Consider the following 15,325-nt stretch of genomic DNA (forward strand, 5'->3'; position numbering starts at 1 on the left):
GTAGTCGTCAAGCATTGGGAGGGACTTGACCCAATGTGCAAAATTGGCCAGCCACTTCTCAAAAGCTAACAAATCGGCGTTCCCCATTAAAGGCTGAATTAGCAAGCTCAGAACATGGCAGTTGGGCCGTGGATATCCGGGGGGCCGAGACCTAAGGGGTTATGTGGGCAGGATGGTACTGGATTCAGGAGTTCCCTGTCCAAGGCCAAATTCTTGGGAGTTCACCAAACTGGTCAGGGCGGAATTGGGGGAAAGAGTCGCAGAGGCGAGGGGATTTTGGCTGGCTTTCCAGGCCTGGGCAATGGCCGTTAACTTTTCGGCAAAGTGTGTTGTCAGGTCGTTTGGGGCCTGGGGTTGGAACTGGTCAATATTTTGGGGTTTTCGTTCAGGGCTAGGAGTGATATCTGGGCTATTTTGATTGAGCTTGCCCCAGGCCAGCATTGTTATGGGTTCTGCCATGTCTAAGTTTGGGGTCGTCAAGTCTCGGGGTAAGTTCCGACAGATCATCGCTTCAAACTCACTATTAAAGTGGGTCTGGGCTTCCCCCCGCCGTAACCAAAAGGCCAGGAGTTGCTCAACAGAAATCGCCTTATAGCGGCCCTGGTACAACGCCTCAATAATTGCCAACCGAATCCAGCGGGGCGGATACACCCGTAACCATTGATCAAAGAGTTCTTGACTTCTATCCCCAGCCAAGTCAAATCCATACTGAAGCAGGAGTCGTTCTGCCGCTTTGGTGACGGCATTGTGTCCAGAGTTGACCATAACTACATAATGGAGATAAAGAGCAGGGGGAAATTTTGCCTTCCAGTCCAGTCAAGCGTGCCCTAATTATTGCCCTAAGTCTTAAAAATAGCTAGTGGTCAATCACTTTTGGGGAGAGGGAACGGGACAGACTGGTTTTGACTTCAGCAAATCTACGGGAGACTCTAGCAAAGCATTTTCTCATGTCCCTAATGTCTGGCCTTCAATGCGTTTCTGTCTGGTTATCCCGTAGCTTGCTCATAGCGTTCTCCGATTTTGTCCCAATTCACCACATTCCACCAGGCCTGGAGATATTGATCCCGGCGATTCCGATAGGACAAATAGTAGGCGTGCTCCCAAACATCATTGCCCAACAACGGGGTGATGCCTTGGCTGAGGGGGCTATCCTGATTGGGGGTTGTGAAAACCTGTAATGTGCCATCTTGGCCCAACCCTAGCCAAACCCAACCACTGCCAAATTGCTTTAGACCTGCGCTATTGAACTGGGCCTGGAAATCCTCAAAGCTGCCAAAGCGGGCTTGCATTGCCGTAGCTAATTTCCCTCTGGGTTTGCCCCCTGCCGCCGGACTCATGCTCTCCCAAAATAAACTGTGATTGGCATGACCGCCGCCATTATTTCTGACCGTTTGCCGAATGTCATTGGGAAGCTGGTCTAGTTTTTCCAGGAGTTCTTCAATCCGCAAGCCAGACCACTGGGGATATTTTTGTAGGGCAGCGTTGAGATTGTTGACGTAGGCTGCATGGTGCTTATCATGGTGAAATTCCATGGTTTCAGCATCAATGTAAGGCTCAAGGGCATTGTAGGCATAGGGTAAAGGAGGCAGGACATAAACACCAGTCGGGGATGAGGCAGCCAGAGTTTTAGGGGGAAATAGGGCCCAGCTAGCCAAGGCTGTGCTACACCAGACCATGGCCTGGCGGCGACTACAGGATTTGTCTGTCATGGCGAAACCTCCTTCGGATGAGCTAGGGACTGATCACTGAGTTTGTGTCGGAGGCTACTAAACTCACCCAACTGGGGGATGCAACTACCTGAAACACTCAGCCATACTAAAACTATCAACAAAACGTTCATCTTCTCTCTAATCAAGAAGACGGAAGTAGGGTCAAACCCGAAGGAACGCGCCCTCAGTTCTTCACACTTTATTGAGAGGCGACACCATGAAACTTACCTACCGCGGTCAAAACTACGAAGCAAACACAGCTCATCCTGATACTGTTGTGACTGATGTAACCGTGAAATATCGGGGGGTGGAATACAAGCTGCGGGATCTTCTGCCAGCAAAAGTCTGGACATTGTTCTAGGAGCTATTTTCTCACAACCGAGACATTTCCCTCATTTCTTTAACCGATTGATCCAGAAGCACAAGCTTTACAAACATCATTAACTTAAATATGGGCAATACTTTCGTGATGAGGGTATTGCTTTTTTTAGGGGGGTATCCCGCTAACTCATTAATTACCTTGTTCTAAGGATCCCCAAACCATAGAAATCTTCAAAGCATGGTCTGGCTTACTAGAGTCAGCCTCCTCAATGGGTCAGGCCATCTCAGATTCCCATGAGTTCCTCAGAATTTGTCTTGGGGTTGGGACCTAGGCAATGGGAATTGATGTTTGTCGGAACCAGGCCCCCAGGGGTGTAAGTCCGGCCTGATCGGTGAGGTTATAGTTCAGGGGCGTAATGCTAATCAGATTTTGTTGTAAGGCCTGAACATCGGTCAAAAAATCACCATCGGCCTGGGAAATATCTTCCATGACTTCGCCCGCCAGCCAGTAATAGGTTTTACCCCGCGGATCAATCCGTTTTTGAAACTGATCATGGTAGCGGCGGAGGCCCTGACGGGTAATCACGGCTCCGGCAATGTCTGCTTCAGGCAAGGGGGGGATATTGACATTTAAGAGGGTGGCCTGGGGGAGGGGATTTTCGCCGAGGGCCTTCAGCAAATCATTGGCAAACTGGGCTGCTGGTTCAAAGTCCCGGACTGTAAAACTGGCTAAACTCATGGCAATGCTAGGGATCCCTTCAATCACCCCCTCCATGGCTGCAGAGACCGTACCGGAATAGAGAATATCAGTGCCTAAGTTAGCCCCTTGGTTAATCCCAGAAACCACGTAATCGGGCCAAGGATCAATCAGGGCACCCAACGCCAGCTTGACACAATCGGAAGGCGTTCCTGAACAGGCCCAGGCCCGGATCCCTGGTTCAAATAAGTGGGGAACTTCCTCAGCCCGAATTGGATCAAAAACGGTTAATCCATGCCCTGTGGCCGACCGCTCCCGATCTGGACAGACTACCGTTACCCCATGACCGGCCTGGGCAAGAGTATTGGCCAACGTCCGCACCCCCGGCGCAAAAATGCCATCATCATTACTGATTAACAGACGCATACCACCCGGCCCCTTTGTTATTTGACAGTTATCGTTTGACGGTTCGCTTTCTGCCCAAATTGTGTCACATTCCGTTACAGAGCCGCTGAATTTAGAGATGAGAAACAGCCCATAGTCAGGTCTGATCCAGATTCCTCACCCCTGATCATTTCCGGCTCGGAGGTTCCTCAGGCCCTGGAGGTTCATCAACGCTGGGATTAAAAAATCTCCTAAGCTCCGGGCATCTACTCCCAACACCGAGCGATGTTTAGCCGCTAATCTCCCGGCCTGGGCGTGCCATCCCATTGCCGTTAAGGTGGCTTCGACGGGTGGAATTTGCCCCAACAGACCCCCGATTAACCCCGTTAATACATCCCCACTGCCCCCCCGAGCTAATCCAGGCGTACTTTCCCCATTAATCCAGGCCCGGCCATCGGGTGTCGCAACCACTGTTCTAGCCCCTTTTAAAAGCACAATGGCTCCGGTTTGCCTGGCGGCCTGGGGGGTGATTACTGAGCGATTGAGATTAGGGGCCGCTTCGGCAGGGGGGTAGGTCGTCTTTTCGGGTGAACCCTCTGAGTTAGCCTTGACCACCACCAGGCCGGGGAACAGTCGCCGAAATTCACCGGGGTGGGGAGTCAAAATTGTGGGGGCTTTGCGGGTTGATAGACCTGAGACTGGATTTAATTGCGCGAGGATATTTAACCCATCGGCATCCAAAATCAGGGGGCAATCACTGTCGAGAACTTGCCGAACAACAGCTTCTGCAAACATCGTTAATCCCGGCCCACAGGCAATGGCATCAAAGGAACTCAAGTCCATCCCTTGGGGGAGTCCGGCAATTGCCCCTTCTGGAGTTTCTGGACAGGGAATCACAATCGCATCTGGGGCCTGCTGTAAAACTAACTCCTGCCACCGCGCTGGAACCGCTACCGACAACATCCCAATTCCAGTAGATTTTGCCGCAAGAGTCGCTAAAACAATACTGCCACCATAGGTTTTGGAGCCACCCACGAGGAGCAAATGTCCCTGTTGATATTTATGGGTAGCGGGGGGACGTTCTAAGGGAAGATGACTGGCGATGGCCTGGGGGGTGAGGCATTGGAGTTTTGGCACTCGACCTAGAATTGCTTCAATGGCCACAATGGGTAAGCCAAAATCTAGGAGTTCCAACTCCCCACACCAGGCCAAGGCATGATCCTGCATCAAGCCCAACTTCCACAGGCCCAAACAAAGGGTATGACTAGCCCGAATGGCCCCGCCCAAAATCTCCCCCGAATCCGTATGCAGGCCACTGGGCAGATCAATACTGACCACAGGGCGATTCCAGATGTTCACCGCTTGGACAGTGCTGAGGGCTATATCGGTGAGGGGCCGATCCAGGCCAAAGCCAAATAAACCATCGACAAGCCAATCTGAGTCCCGCAACTCCGCAATATTATTAGCAAAGGGAATCCCCAAACTGGTAGCAAAATAGGCATGATCTCCCGTCAGTTCTTTGCGGCGCGTAAAGGGATGAAACACCGTCACCTGATACCCCTGCTGTTGTAATTCGCGCGCGACCACTAGGGCATCACCACCGTTATGGCCTGGGCCAACTAATACCCCAACTCGAGGAAACAACTGCCGGGGAAATAACCCTTGCATCCGTTGACTCAGGAGCAGGCCAACTTTTTCCATCAACGCCGCCACAGGCATCCCACAGCCAAAAAGCCAAGCCTCGATCTGCTGCATCTGACTGGCGGTGGCAACATAGGCGAGAATTTCTGACCGGGGCGAGGACAAGAACATAGGATTTCACCGCTTGCAAACTAGAAAGGCATAGCTCATGGGCATTATCCCTAAGTTTTTTACGTCTAGGGAACAACTTGTCTAACCAGAGGGGAGGCTTTTATGACCTTGGGCTGCCAGGGGGCAGGAGCAAAACCAGTGCCACGGACAAAGTCGGAATCACAGCAGATTCTCAATAAAATTAGGCTTGACTTGCTCCTAGAATTGTCTTGATGCTATGTCTATCTCAATACTGAAGCTGATTTGGAAAAATGTTAGGGTAAATGCGGCATCTGGAAATAGGGGGGACAAATGGGGTGCATCAGCATAGGGTTCAAGTCTGCCGAGAAGTCTAATCGTTACTAATCCGCGCCTACCTTTGGCTTGTGTATGACAACTCAACAGTCAACATTCAGCCAAAACGTCTTGGGTAATCATTCCAGCTTGACCGTGATTCCGTGAAAAGTCCCGAAGAACAAATTCGCCACCTCTTGGTGATTCAAGATAAAAATGGCCGCCGAACCATTCCCCTTGAGGCGGGAACTTACTCCATTGGTCGTCACCCCAGCAATACCATCGTTGTTAATTCCCGGATGGTCTCTCGGCAGCACGCCGTTTTATTACGAGTTTCTGATCCGCAAACGGGTAATTTTTTCTTTCGCTTACTGGATGGAGATCTCCAGGGCAAGCGGAGTGCCAATGGCCTGAAGGTGAACGGCAAGACCTGTCACTCCCATATTTTGAAGCATCGAGATTTAATTATCTTTGGGGGAGATGTCCGCGCCCGCTATCATGCCATTTCTAACCTTTCGGATACTGGGTTTTCCCGCTATACCCAAGAGGCCCAGTTTGCGAGTATGCCCGTGAGTGTCCGGGATAGCTTACCCTATCAACCCTCTTCCCTGGATGTTGCCCAGGCCAAAATGCTCAGTGATGCGGCCATCTTACGTCTTTCCTCCTTTCCTGAATTAAGCCCCAACCCCATCCTGGAATTGGATCAAACCGGGCAAATTACCTATCTCAATCCGGCGGCCATTCGGGAGTTTAAGGACATCCAGGCCAATGATTCCCAACACCCCCTGCTGATGGATCTGCTTTTACCAACGGAATCCCAGGCCCAACCCCTCCGCATCCGGGAAGTCCAACTGGGTCATTCCCATTACGAACAAGTCATTCAACCCCTCCCTGAAGCCAACTTAGTCCGTTGCTACATTACCAACATCACGGAGCGTAAACTGGCCCAACGAGCCCTCCAAGAAAGTGAAGAACGCTATGCCATTGCGGCCCAAGGTGCCAATGATGGTCTTTGGGATTGGGATTTACGGACTAACGAAATCTACTTTTCAGATCGCTGGAAACAGATGCTTGGCCTGGCTAATGTTGAGACTTCTCCAAGCCCAGAGACATGGCTTGAGGCGATTTATCCCGAGGATCGAACCCATGTCCAAATTGAAATTGAACAGCATTTATCTGGCGTGACCCCCCATTTAGAGTGCGAGTTTCGAGTTTTACACCCGGATGGAGGCCTGCGTTGGATGCGCGTCCGGGGCCTGGGCCTACGAGATGAGCGTCAGCAACCCTATCGGATGGCCGGCTCCCTCACCGATATTACCGAGTATCGCCTGATCCAAGAGCAAATTCTCCATGATGCCCTTCACGATGCCATGACCGGGCTACCCAATCGCATCTTGATGATGGATCGACTCGGCCAGGCCATGCAGCGGGCCAAACGGCGGCCTGGTTATTTATTTGCCATCTTATTTTTAGATTTAGATCGCTTTAAGGTTCTCAATGACAGCCTGGGGCATTTGGTCGGCGATCAACTTTTAATTGGGATTGCCCAGCGTCTAGTCAGTTGTCTGCGGGCTGAAGATACCATTGCACGGCTAGGGGGGGATGAATTTGCAATTCTCCTCGATGAAGTGGGGACAGTGGACTATGCCTGCCAAGTGGCGGAGCGGATCCTGACGGAATTGCGCCGACCGTTTATTTTAGAGGGCCATGAGGTATTTACTGGGGTGAGCATTGGCATTGCCTTTAATACCCAAGAGCATCTCCAACCGGAAGACCTCCTGCGGGATGCGGATACCGCCATGTATCGGGCTAAATCCTTGGGGAAAGATCGCTATGAAGTCTTCAGTACCGCCATGCGGGTGGAAGTTTTGGCCCTCCTGCAACTGGAAACAGAACTACGGCGGGCGGTGGAGCGACAGGAATTTATGGTCTATTACCAACCAATTGTGGACTTGGCCCAGGCCCGGATCTGTGGCTTTGAAACGCTGATTCGTTGGCAGCATCCTCGGCGCGGTGTGATTACCCCAGGAGAATTTATGGACATTGCCGAGGAAACGGGGCTGATTTTACCCATGAGTTGGTGGGTTCTAGAAACGGCCTGTGAACAAATGCAACAGTGGTCACGCCAATTTCCTACCTCTCAGGGCCTGGCCATCAGTGTCAATCTCACGGGCCAGCACTTTGCCCAACCCGACTTAGTTTCCCGCTTAGATAATATTCTGACTGCAACTCAATTTTCCCCACACCGACTGCGCTTGGAAGTGACCGAAACCATTTTGATGGAAAATACGGAACTGGCGGTGCAAGCCCTAGAATCCATCCGCACCCGCGGCATTCAAATCTACATGGATGACTTCGGGACGGGATACTCGTCTCTGAGCTATCTCCACCGTTTTCCCATTGACACTCTCAAAATTGATCGCTGCTTTATTAGCCCGCTCCTTCACCCCGATATTCAAGGGGGCGGCATTGTCCAAACCATTCTCACCCTGGCAAAATCCTTACACCTGAATGTCGTGGCCGAAGGGGTTGAAACCGAAGCCCAATGCCAGGCCCTGCAACGGATGGGATGTACCTATGCCCAGGGCTATTTGTTTGCCCCACCCCTATCTGCGGCCCACATTGAGGACATCCTAGCCAAAGAATCCTTGGACATTAGTTGTCTCCAAGCCTCGCGTCTGAATGCCTCATAGCCAAGCCAACGGCCTTAGTTGATGCTCATAAAAATCTGTGGGGCAATCGGCAAACTTCAAGGGCTTTAATGACCGTGTTTTTAGTTTTTTATCGCAAGTTGAAGTCTTGCTCTCGGAGACTGGGTATGATCAGGCTAATCAGCAATTTACCCATCACTGAGTTGCTTTAGAACTTTTGGGGAGAGTATGACAACAGTCTTAGTTGTGGATGACAGTCCGACTATGCGGGCCATGATTGTAGAAACAATACTGAGTCTGGGTTTAGAGGTGACGGAAGCAGGTGATGGGATTGAAGCCCAGGCCAAGGTGAGTCAAACAGTTCCCGATTTAATTGTTTTAGATGTGGTCATGCCCCGGATGAATGGCTATGAGTTTTGTCGGTGGGTCAAAAATGAACCTGCATCTCAGAATGTGCCTGTGATTATGTGCAGCACTAAGGGGGAACCCTTTGATATTCACTGGGGTAAAAAGCAAGGGGTAGATGCTTACATTACCAAGCCCTTTAATCCCGATGATTTAATTGCCAAAATCAAGGAACTCCTCACCCGTTAAGGACAAATTATTAACGATTGAATGGTTGTATTGAATAGTTGTACTGACCTTGCTGGATCCATCTGAGTCATCCTGGTTAGATGCCCCGCTCCCCCATCCTTGGCCGGCGGGATATGTTTTCTATAGCCCTGGGGGCCTGTTTCGCTATGAAGTCTTGGGGGCCTGTTGTCGGCTGTTTGACCGAGAGCAGTTACCTTGGCCCTGTTGTCGACTGGCCTGGCGGAGTAAGGAACCCAGTTGGCGGCGGGTGGGGCGGCGGTTCATTGGAGATTTGGCCGCATCGGGACATCCCTGCTACTGGGTCAAAAACCTGGATGTGGGCGCAGTGGGTGTTATGACCCTCTATACGGTGAAACTTTCCCGAGACGAACGGCTTTGGTGGTCAGGCAAACGTTAGCCAACCTTGGAGAAGGGTTTGCTGGGTGGGAGTCGGATTTTGAACCAGGCTGAGGTCATAACGGCTGGGTTGAGGGGCCGCTAAGGTCAAGGTGGTTTCGAGCAACTGATCCTGATGAAACACCGTGATCGCCACCTCATCCCCAGGCCGGCAGTCCTGGAGCCGCTCTGACCATTTTTCCGCTGCAATCCGCCACCCATTGAGGGCCACCAGTTCATCCCCCACCGCCAGGCCCGCCCGTTGTCCAGGGGAATCGTAATCTACGGTTTTAATCGTCACCAGGCCCCGGTCTGTTTTTAAGCTGATACCGGTATAAGGTATGGATTTGCTTTGATTCGGTCGTAACTCCAGGCCAAAGGGAGCCAAATAGGCATTAAAGTCCAGTTCCGCAGTCCCTTCGATGTAGGCTTGGGCAAACTCCTGTAAATCCTCCTGGACTACATCGCTAATGACCCGCCAGAGCTGAGCGGGGCTAAACCCAGATCCGGCCTGGCGATAGTCTTGCCACAGTTGTTGCATCACCTGATTAAAGGAGCGTTGATTGTGAAACTTGGCCCGAATTTTCAGATCCAGTAGCAGCGTCACCAACGCCCCTTTTAGGTAGTAGGACATTTGCGAGTTGGGACTGTTGGCATCGGGGCGGTAAAGCTTAATCCAAGTATCAAAGCTGGAGTCATTCAGGGGTTGGACTCGCCGGCCGGGGGTGGTCAGGTACCGAGAAATATCATCAGACAAAAGCTTGAAGTAAACCGTTTGATCGTAGAGACCGGCCCAGAGGGGAATGAGTTGGTCGTAGTAGCTGGTGGCCCCTTCACAAAACCAGAGGGAGGGCGTGTAGTTTTCATGCTCGTAGTCAAAACTAGCCAGGGCCTGGGGGCGAATCCGCTTTACATTCCAAAGGTGGAAAAATTCATGGGCCACCAAACATAAAAAGCGCTGATAGGCCTCAGGCTGGCCAAAACCAAAGCGGTTATAGATGAGGGAACAGGAATTTTGATGCTCCAGGCCCCCATACCCTTGTCCCGTCAGATGGAGGATAAAGGTGTAATCGGGATAGGGCAGCCCATCAAAGAGTTTTGCTTCCAGAGTAATAATCTTTTCTAGATCTGGAATAACCCGATCCGCCCGAAAGTTCCCTTCTCCCCAAACTGCAAGGCGATGGTCTTTCCCCAACACCTGGAAGTCATAAACTGTATGGGTTCCAATTTCAAAGGGGCTATCCACAAGGGTGTCGTAGTCGGCGGCCAGAAACGTCTGTGGCTCTGAGGGAACGGGGGGGAGAGCAGTGGTAATGTGCCAGTCGGGGGGGGGCTGAACTTTGACGGTAATCGGGAGTGATTCCAGGCCTGGGACGTACACACAAAGGGCCGCTGGGTTGAAATAGGCATGGGTGGCATCTAAATGATTGGTGCGCACCGTCAGTTCATGGGCATAGACGCGGTAAGCAATCGTGATGATGGTAATTTCCGGGGTGGCAATTTGCCAGTGGTTTTTTGCACATTTCCAGGCCTGGAGGGGCTGCCCAGGGGAACTGGCAACAAAATCTTGGACATGACGGGCATATTCACGCACCAGATAGGAGCCAGGAGTCCAGACGGGCATTTTAATATCCAAGACATCCTGCTGCCAGCCCGTCACCGTAAACATAACTTCAAATAAATGCGTCCAAGGCTGCGGAAAGCCAATCACAAACTCCAGGCCGGGTTGTTGCCCCAAACATTGGTCAGGAGTGGCTGGGGAAGCTAGGTTGGGAGATGTGGCGGAAACGGAAGGGGACATAGGTCGAGATCACGGGCAGATAGGGGCGGGAAATCTGGCTTAGGAAAATAGGGACTGCACGGGTAAATCTAGGGGTGGGCGTTGTCCCCACTGCTGTAACTTAGCAGCTAAGTCCTGCTTACGGACAGGTTTACTCAGGTAGTCATCCATCCCCGCCCCATAGCACCGTTGGCGATCCTCCGGCATGGCATTGGCAGTGAGGGCAATAATCGGCACATGGGTGGCGGTCTGTTGTTCCTTCGCCCGAATTTGGCGAGTGGCTTCAAACCCATCCATTTCTGGCATTTGGCAATCCATAAAAATCAGGTCATATCCGACTGTTTCCCAGGCCAGCACGGCTTCTAGGCCATTACTCACCACATCCGCGTGATAGCCGAGGTTATTTAACTGCCGGAGGGCTACCTTTTGATTCGTGATATTATCTTCCGCAACTAAAATTCTCAGGGAGTGCTCAGAGGGGGTGATCGGAACTTCAGAAATTGGGGTGGGGGACAGGGTCGCCGCCGGGGGAGTCAGAAGGGCAATGAGGGTATTAAACAAGCGAGAGGGGCGCACAGGCTTGACTAAATAGGCATCAAATTCCGCCCGACATTGGGGATCTGTTTGTCCGAGGGAGGTGAGCATCACGAGGGGGATGGTTTGAGTCCAGGCCAGTTGGCGAATTTGGCGGCCGAGGGTGAGACCATCAACATCGGGCATCTGCATATCCAAAAGGGCAATATCAACCCCCAGGCCAGAAGCATGGTTGTGGGTCAGAACCTCTAGGGCAGCTTGGGCACTCATGGCAGTCAGAACCTCCAGGCCCCAGTGGCGCAGATGATAGCGGCTAATTTCTAAGTTAGTTTGGTTATCATCCACCAAAAGCACCCGTTTTCCAACCAGGCCAGGGGGAGCCACGAGGGGGTCTGCCGCTGTTCCGAGAGGAAAAGGAATTTCAAACCAAAAACAGGACCCCACCCCCTCCGTACTCTCAACCCCAATTTCTCCACCCATCATTTCGACAATTTGCCGACAGATGGCTAAACCCAGGCCAGTCCCCCCATATTTCCGGGTTGTTGAGGCATCCACTTGGGTAAAGGGTTGAAAGAGTTTGGGTAAAGCCGCCGCCGGAATCCCGATGCCCGTATCTTGCACCTTAAACTGCAAACGCGTCTGCTCCTCTCCAATGGGACTTGGGCCTAAATCTTCTCCGGCTTGGGGAGCCGCCAAACTGACCCGAATCACCACTTCCCCCACAGCCGTAAACTTGAGGGCATTATTGACCAGATTCACTAACACTTGCCGTAAGCGACTTTCATCCCCTTGTAGCCAGGCCGGGACATCATACTCCACCAGAGCCGCCAGTTCTAAATTTTTGCGATGGGCATTCCCCGCTAACAGGTCTACCACTTCATCCACACAGGCCTGGAGGTTAAAATTTACCATCTCCAACTGCATTTCATGGGCTTCTAGCTTGGAAAAATCAAGGATTTCATTAATGACCGTCAACAGGTTTTCGCTGCCAAGCCGCACGGTTTCCACATAGTCCCGCTGTTCCGCATCCAGTCGCGTTTCCAAAAGTAAGCCGGTCATCCCGACAATCGCGTTGAGGGGGGTGCGAATTTCATGGCTCATGGTGGCCATAAAGCTGGTTTTCACTTGCAGGGCCTGGGTGAGTTGTTTTTGTGAAGACTCCAATGCCGCCAGCATCCCATTAATATTCCGCTCTAGGGCTGATAACTCATCTCCGCCACGCACCAGTAAACGTTGACAGACATCTCCCGAACGGCGGATTTGACTCACCCCCGCACTCATCGTTGATAACCGGGCCAGCACCAACCGCTCCAGCAACAGGAGCATAATTGCGCCAAAAATGAGACCCACACCAGCACTAGCTCCCACCAAGACCCAACGACTTTCTTCGGCCAAGAGGGGGATACTGGGGCTGACCTCTAGGCGCAAAATGGCCGCCGGTTTTTGATTAATCCCCATCAAGAAGACATAGGTGGCTAGATCACCATTTTTGAGGGGGGTGATCACCGGATGAGCAAAATCAAGATCAAGATATTGTTCTCTGACTCTGTTCTCTGTATCGCTAAAATCAGGCAGATACAGACCACTGGCTATTGGAATCAGGGTCACTGGGGCCTGAATGACATGGGAAATGCGTTCACTAAAGTTACTATCTAAGAACCGACCATAAATTGCGGTGCCCCTAACTGGCCCTTGGTTTTGAGAATTGAGAATTGGCTGGGCCGTAAACATTAAGACCCCTTCTCGGAGATGAATTAAACCCACATGGCGATCGCCCGGCCATTTAGCCATTAATCGTCCCGATGCGATGTAGGGGAGAAAGTCTTTCGGCAGGGCCTGCACCTGAATATTGTTGGGGTAGAATGTGCCCCCATAGACCACTTCCCCCCGCTGGTTGACGATAGCAATCAGGTTAATATCCAGATTTTGATAGGTGGCGGGAATGAGATTGGCCTGCAAATAGGCGGTATTCCGATCCACCACAAACTGATAAGTCTCATCCCAGGCCGACCAACTTTGAAAATCCCTAGTAAAGTCTTCTTTCTTCAGTTCCACCAAGTTAAAAATTGCATCAGCCCCTCTTTTGGCCCGGGCCTGAGTGTCGGCATGAATGTTGTGATTGAGGACAGAAACGGAAATTCCATAGATAATGCTCACCAGGCCCACCAAGGTTGCTCCGGTAATCGCTAAGGTTTTTTGCCGCAAACTCCAACGCAACTTTAGACTTGACCTCAACAAATGAACTAGGTGGAGGAATCGCTCATCCCAGGCCTAGCAGAAAATCGCGAGCTTCGGCAATTAGGGGGTAGCGGTAATATTCCGGGGATTTAAGGGCAGACCACTCACATAACGTTGCAGAGCAGAGATGGCCCGGTTATAGTCCACGGTGGCACTGAGAAGATTACTTTGGGCCTGCGTCAAGGAGGTTTCGGCATTACTGACTTCGAGCTGGGTTCCCACCCCGGCCTGGAACCGTAACCGAGCTAAGCGTAACCCCTCTGTAGCCTGTTGGACGGCAACCCGGTTCGTGCGGATATTTTGGTCACTGGATTGCAAGGTGTAATAGGCCTGTTCAATTTGAAAGCGAATTAAATTCCGAAAGCTGGAGAACTGGGCTTCGGCAATAGCAGCACTGGCCTCCTGTTGGGCGGCACTCGCCTTGGAGGCTCCCCCATCAAACAGCACCAAACTCAGTTGCCCATTCACGGCATAGCCCACTTGGGGGTCGGAACTATCACTCAAATCATCAGCCCCATTGCCCGTAGCAGAGATAGAAATTTGCGGCCCCAAGTTGCCGAGAGCCACCCGCCGTTGTTGCAGAGCGACATTCCGTTGGGTCATTTGCTGGGCTAATTCAACTCGGTTGCGAAATCCCAAGGCAATACTTTGTTCGAGGGACAACTGCCATTCCCCAATCACTTGAATCGGATCAGCGGCGGAAAGATTAACCCTATTGGCCACATTCAGGGTTTGGGCCAGTTGGCGGCGGGCCGTGGATTGCTGACTCTGGGCCTGGATTAACTGTTGTTGATTGTTGGCCAGTTGCACCTCGGCCTGAAGGACTTCAAAGACAGTTCCCAGGCCAGCCTTTTCTCGGGCCACCGCATCCCGGAGACTAATGCGAGAATTTTCCACCGCGGCCTGGGCAATTCGGACAAGGGCATCAGCCTGTTGAATGTCGTAGTAGTTGTTAGTAACATCAAACCGCAGTTGTTCCAGTTGGCGTTGGAGGTCTAACTCGGCATTGCGAACCTGTTCCTGAGCCACTTTGATTGAGCCATCCCGTTGCCCAGAGGTAAAGACGTTATAACTCAATTGAATTGAGGCGTTGGCGGGGGCACTAAAGGTATCAACCGTATTGGGACTACCCTGAAGAAATTGTTGAAGGGGAGGGAGGCTGTTAAATTGATTTTGAATTTCTTGGTTGGAGATTTTCAATAAGGCTGAATCATTCGCCCCAATGCTTGCAGAAAAATTCAGGTTGGGATACAGGGCCGCTTCGGATTGGCGTAAACTAGCCCGACTTTGGCGCAGTTGTTGCTCAATCACTTGCAGTTGGGGGTTATTCCGCCGAGCGACTTCTACGGCCTGGGTTAAGGTCAGGGGTTGATTCAAATCAATTTTGACTTCTTCCGGGCGGGTGGGCAGATTGAGGGGATCAGGGCTGGGATTAAGGCGCACTAATTCTGCTGTAGCTGTTGGAGCTGGGCCACCTGTGGGGGGAAGATTCGGAAACGCATTGCCATTACTACTTGACTGAGGGGCTTGCAAGGGCATCGGAGCCGCAGTCTGGGCCACTGTTACTGGCATAATTAGCCCGATCAAACCAGCCGCTAGCCCAAAACTCCCTAACAATCCGGGGTTAACTGGGTTGAATAATCCGGGTTTCCAATGCAGATTCACAAACTTCACTCCTCGTTGTTAGCCATCTCTAGCCAGGATGAATCCGTAAAACGTGATTCTAGCTTTTCTCGGTCTTAACTCATGGCCCACGCGATAGGCTCTCGACCTTGAATATACCTAATTTTTTCACCCCTGCCACCTGTGCCCCTGAAAATTCTGGTTAGTCCTTCTGTCTAATTCCCTAGGGCTATGGCGGCCAGGCCAGCGGGATCTTGATTCGCGAAATCAGCTGCGGGAGTATTCTGTTTTTGAGGTTTAGATGCCTGCGGAGAAAAGTCTAACCGCTCTGTCC

The 15,325-nt window shown here is 51.7% G+C and carries 11 protein-coding genes and 1 riboswitch; of the genes, 4 read left to right on the forward strand and 7 right to left on the reverse strand.

Annotation, left to right across the window (positions count from 1 at the left end; all coding sequences use genetic code 11):
• Nucleotides 1-159: 159 nt before the first annotated feature.
• Both SYN6312_RS18140 and SYN6312_RS03270 read right to left on the reverse strand, forming a co-directional pair.
• Entirely contained in the window at nt 160-765 is a 606-nt protein-coding gene (locus SYN6312_RS18140) for a hypothetical protein (protein WP_015123438.1), read from the reverse strand.
• A gap of 221 nt (nt 766-986) precedes the next feature.
• Nucleotides 987-1,709, reverse strand: coding sequence for a superoxide dismutase (locus tag SYN6312_RS03270; protein WP_172636034.1), 723 nt, complete (start codon nt 1,707-1,709; stop codon nt 987-989).
• 122 nt (nt 1,710-1,831) lie between these two features.
• Nucleotides 1,832-1,892, forward strand: a riboswitch (Glutamine riboswitch).
• 34 nt (nt 1,893-1,926) lie between these two features.
• On the opposite strand from SYN6312_RS03270, the gene SYN6312_RS20910 reads away from it, so the two are divergent.
• A complete protein-coding gene (locus SYN6312_RS20910) occupies nt 1,927-2,070 on the forward strand; it encodes a DUF4278 domain-containing protein (RefSeq protein WP_015123440.1) in 144 nt (47 codons plus the stop codon).
• 288 nt (nt 2,071-2,358) lie between these two features.
• Here the strand turns inward: SYN6312_RS20910 and surE are convergent, their stop codons facing one another.
• Together surE and SYN6312_RS03280 are read right to left on the reverse strand one after the other, a co-directional pair.
• Entirely contained in the window at nt 2,359-3,153 is a 795-nt protein-coding gene (surE, locus tag SYN6312_RS03275) for a 5'/3'-nucleotidase SurE (protein WP_015123441.1), read from the reverse strand.
• A gap of 135 nt (nt 3,154-3,288) precedes the next feature.
• Nucleotides 3,289-4,923 (reverse strand): bifunctional ADP-dependent NAD(P)H-hydrate dehydratase/NAD(P)H-hydrate epimerase, encoded by a 1,635-nt coding sequence (locus SYN6312_RS03280; RefSeq protein WP_015123442.1) that lies wholly within the window; start codon nt 4,921-4,923, stop codon nt 3,289-3,291.
• A gap of 437 nt (nt 4,924-5,360) precedes the next feature.
• On the opposite strand from SYN6312_RS03280, the gene SYN6312_RS03285 reads away from it, so the two are divergent.
• From SYN6312_RS03285 to SYN6312_RS03295, 3 genes are all read left to right on the forward strand, one after another.
• Nucleotides 5,361-7,889 (forward strand): EAL domain-containing protein, encoded by a 2,529-nt coding sequence (locus SYN6312_RS03285; RefSeq protein ID WP_015123443.1) that lies wholly within the window; start codon nt 5,361-5,363, stop codon nt 7,887-7,889.
• Between the two features lie 186 nt (nt 7,890-8,075).
• Complete coding sequence (locus SYN6312_RS03290) at nt 8,076-8,441, forward strand: response regulator transcription factor (RefSeq protein WP_015123444.1); 366 nt, start codon at nt 8,076-8,078, stop codon at nt 8,439-8,441.
• A gap of 49 nt (nt 8,442-8,490) precedes the next feature.
• Nucleotides 8,491-8,838 (forward strand): hypothetical protein, encoded by a 348-nt coding sequence (locus SYN6312_RS03295; RefSeq protein WP_015123445.1) that lies wholly within the window; start codon nt 8,491-8,493, stop codon nt 8,836-8,838.
• On the opposite strand, the gene SYN6312_RS03300 is transcribed toward SYN6312_RS03295, so the two are convergent.
• From SYN6312_RS03300 to SYN6312_RS03310, 3 genes are all read right to left on the reverse strand, one after another.
• Nucleotides 8,824-10,617 (reverse strand): M61 family metallopeptidase, encoded by a 1,794-nt coding sequence (locus SYN6312_RS03300; RefSeq protein WP_015123446.1) that lies wholly within the window; start codon nt 10,615-10,617, stop codon nt 8,824-8,826. The genes SYN6312_RS03295 and SYN6312_RS03300 overlap by 15 nt on opposite strands.
• Nucleotides 10,618-10,656: 39 nt before the next feature.
• Nucleotides 10,657-13,347: a response regulator gene (locus SYN6312_RS18145; RefSeq protein WP_015123447.1), complete on the reverse strand. Its 2,691-nt coding sequence runs from the start codon at nt 13,345-13,347 to the stop codon at nt 10,657-10,659.
• A gap of 81 nt (nt 13,348-13,428) precedes the next feature.
• Nucleotides 13,429-15,033 carry a TolC family protein gene (locus SYN6312_RS03310; protein ID WP_015123448.1) on the reverse strand — a complete coding sequence of 535 codons (1,605 nt, stop codon included), beginning with the start codon at nt 15,031-15,033 and terminating at the stop codon, nt 13,429-13,431.
• Nucleotides 15,034-15,325: the final 292 nt, after the last annotated feature.

Source organism: Synechococcus sp. PCC 6312 (genome assembly GCF_000316685.1).
Taxonomy (GTDB): domain Bacteria; phylum Cyanobacteriota; class Cyanobacteriia; order Thermosynechococcales; family Thermosynechococcaceae; genus Pseudocalidococcus.

Excerpts from the sequence above, each read along its gene's own strand:
- SYN6312_RS18140 (WP_015123438.1), bottom strand. The coding sequence starts at position 765 with ATGGTCAACTCTGGACACAATGCCGTCACCAAAGCGGCAGAACGACTC.
- SYN6312_RS03270 (WP_172636034.1), bottom strand. The coding sequence starts at position 1,709 with ATGACAGACAAATCCTGTAGTCGCCGCCAGGCCATGGTCTGGTGTAGC.
- SYN6312_RS20910 (WP_015123440.1), top strand. The coding sequence starts at position 1,927 with ATGAAACTTACCTACCGCGGTCAAAACTACGAAGCAAACACAGCTCAT.
- surE (WP_015123441.1), bottom strand. The coding sequence starts at position 3,153 with ATGCGTCTGTTAATCAGTAATGATGATGGCATTTTTGCGCCGGGGGTG.
- SYN6312_RS03280 (WP_015123442.1), bottom strand. The coding sequence starts at position 4,923 with ATGTTCTTGTCCTCGCCCCGGTCAGAAATTCTCGCCTATGTTGCCACC.
- SYN6312_RS03290 (WP_015123444.1), top strand. The coding sequence starts at position 8,076 with ATGACAACAGTCTTAGTTGTGGATGACAGTCCGACTATGCGGGCCATG.
- SYN6312_RS03300 (WP_015123446.1), bottom strand. The coding sequence starts at position 10,617 with ATGTCCCCTTCCGTTTCCGCCACATCTCCCAACCTAGCTTCCCCAGCC.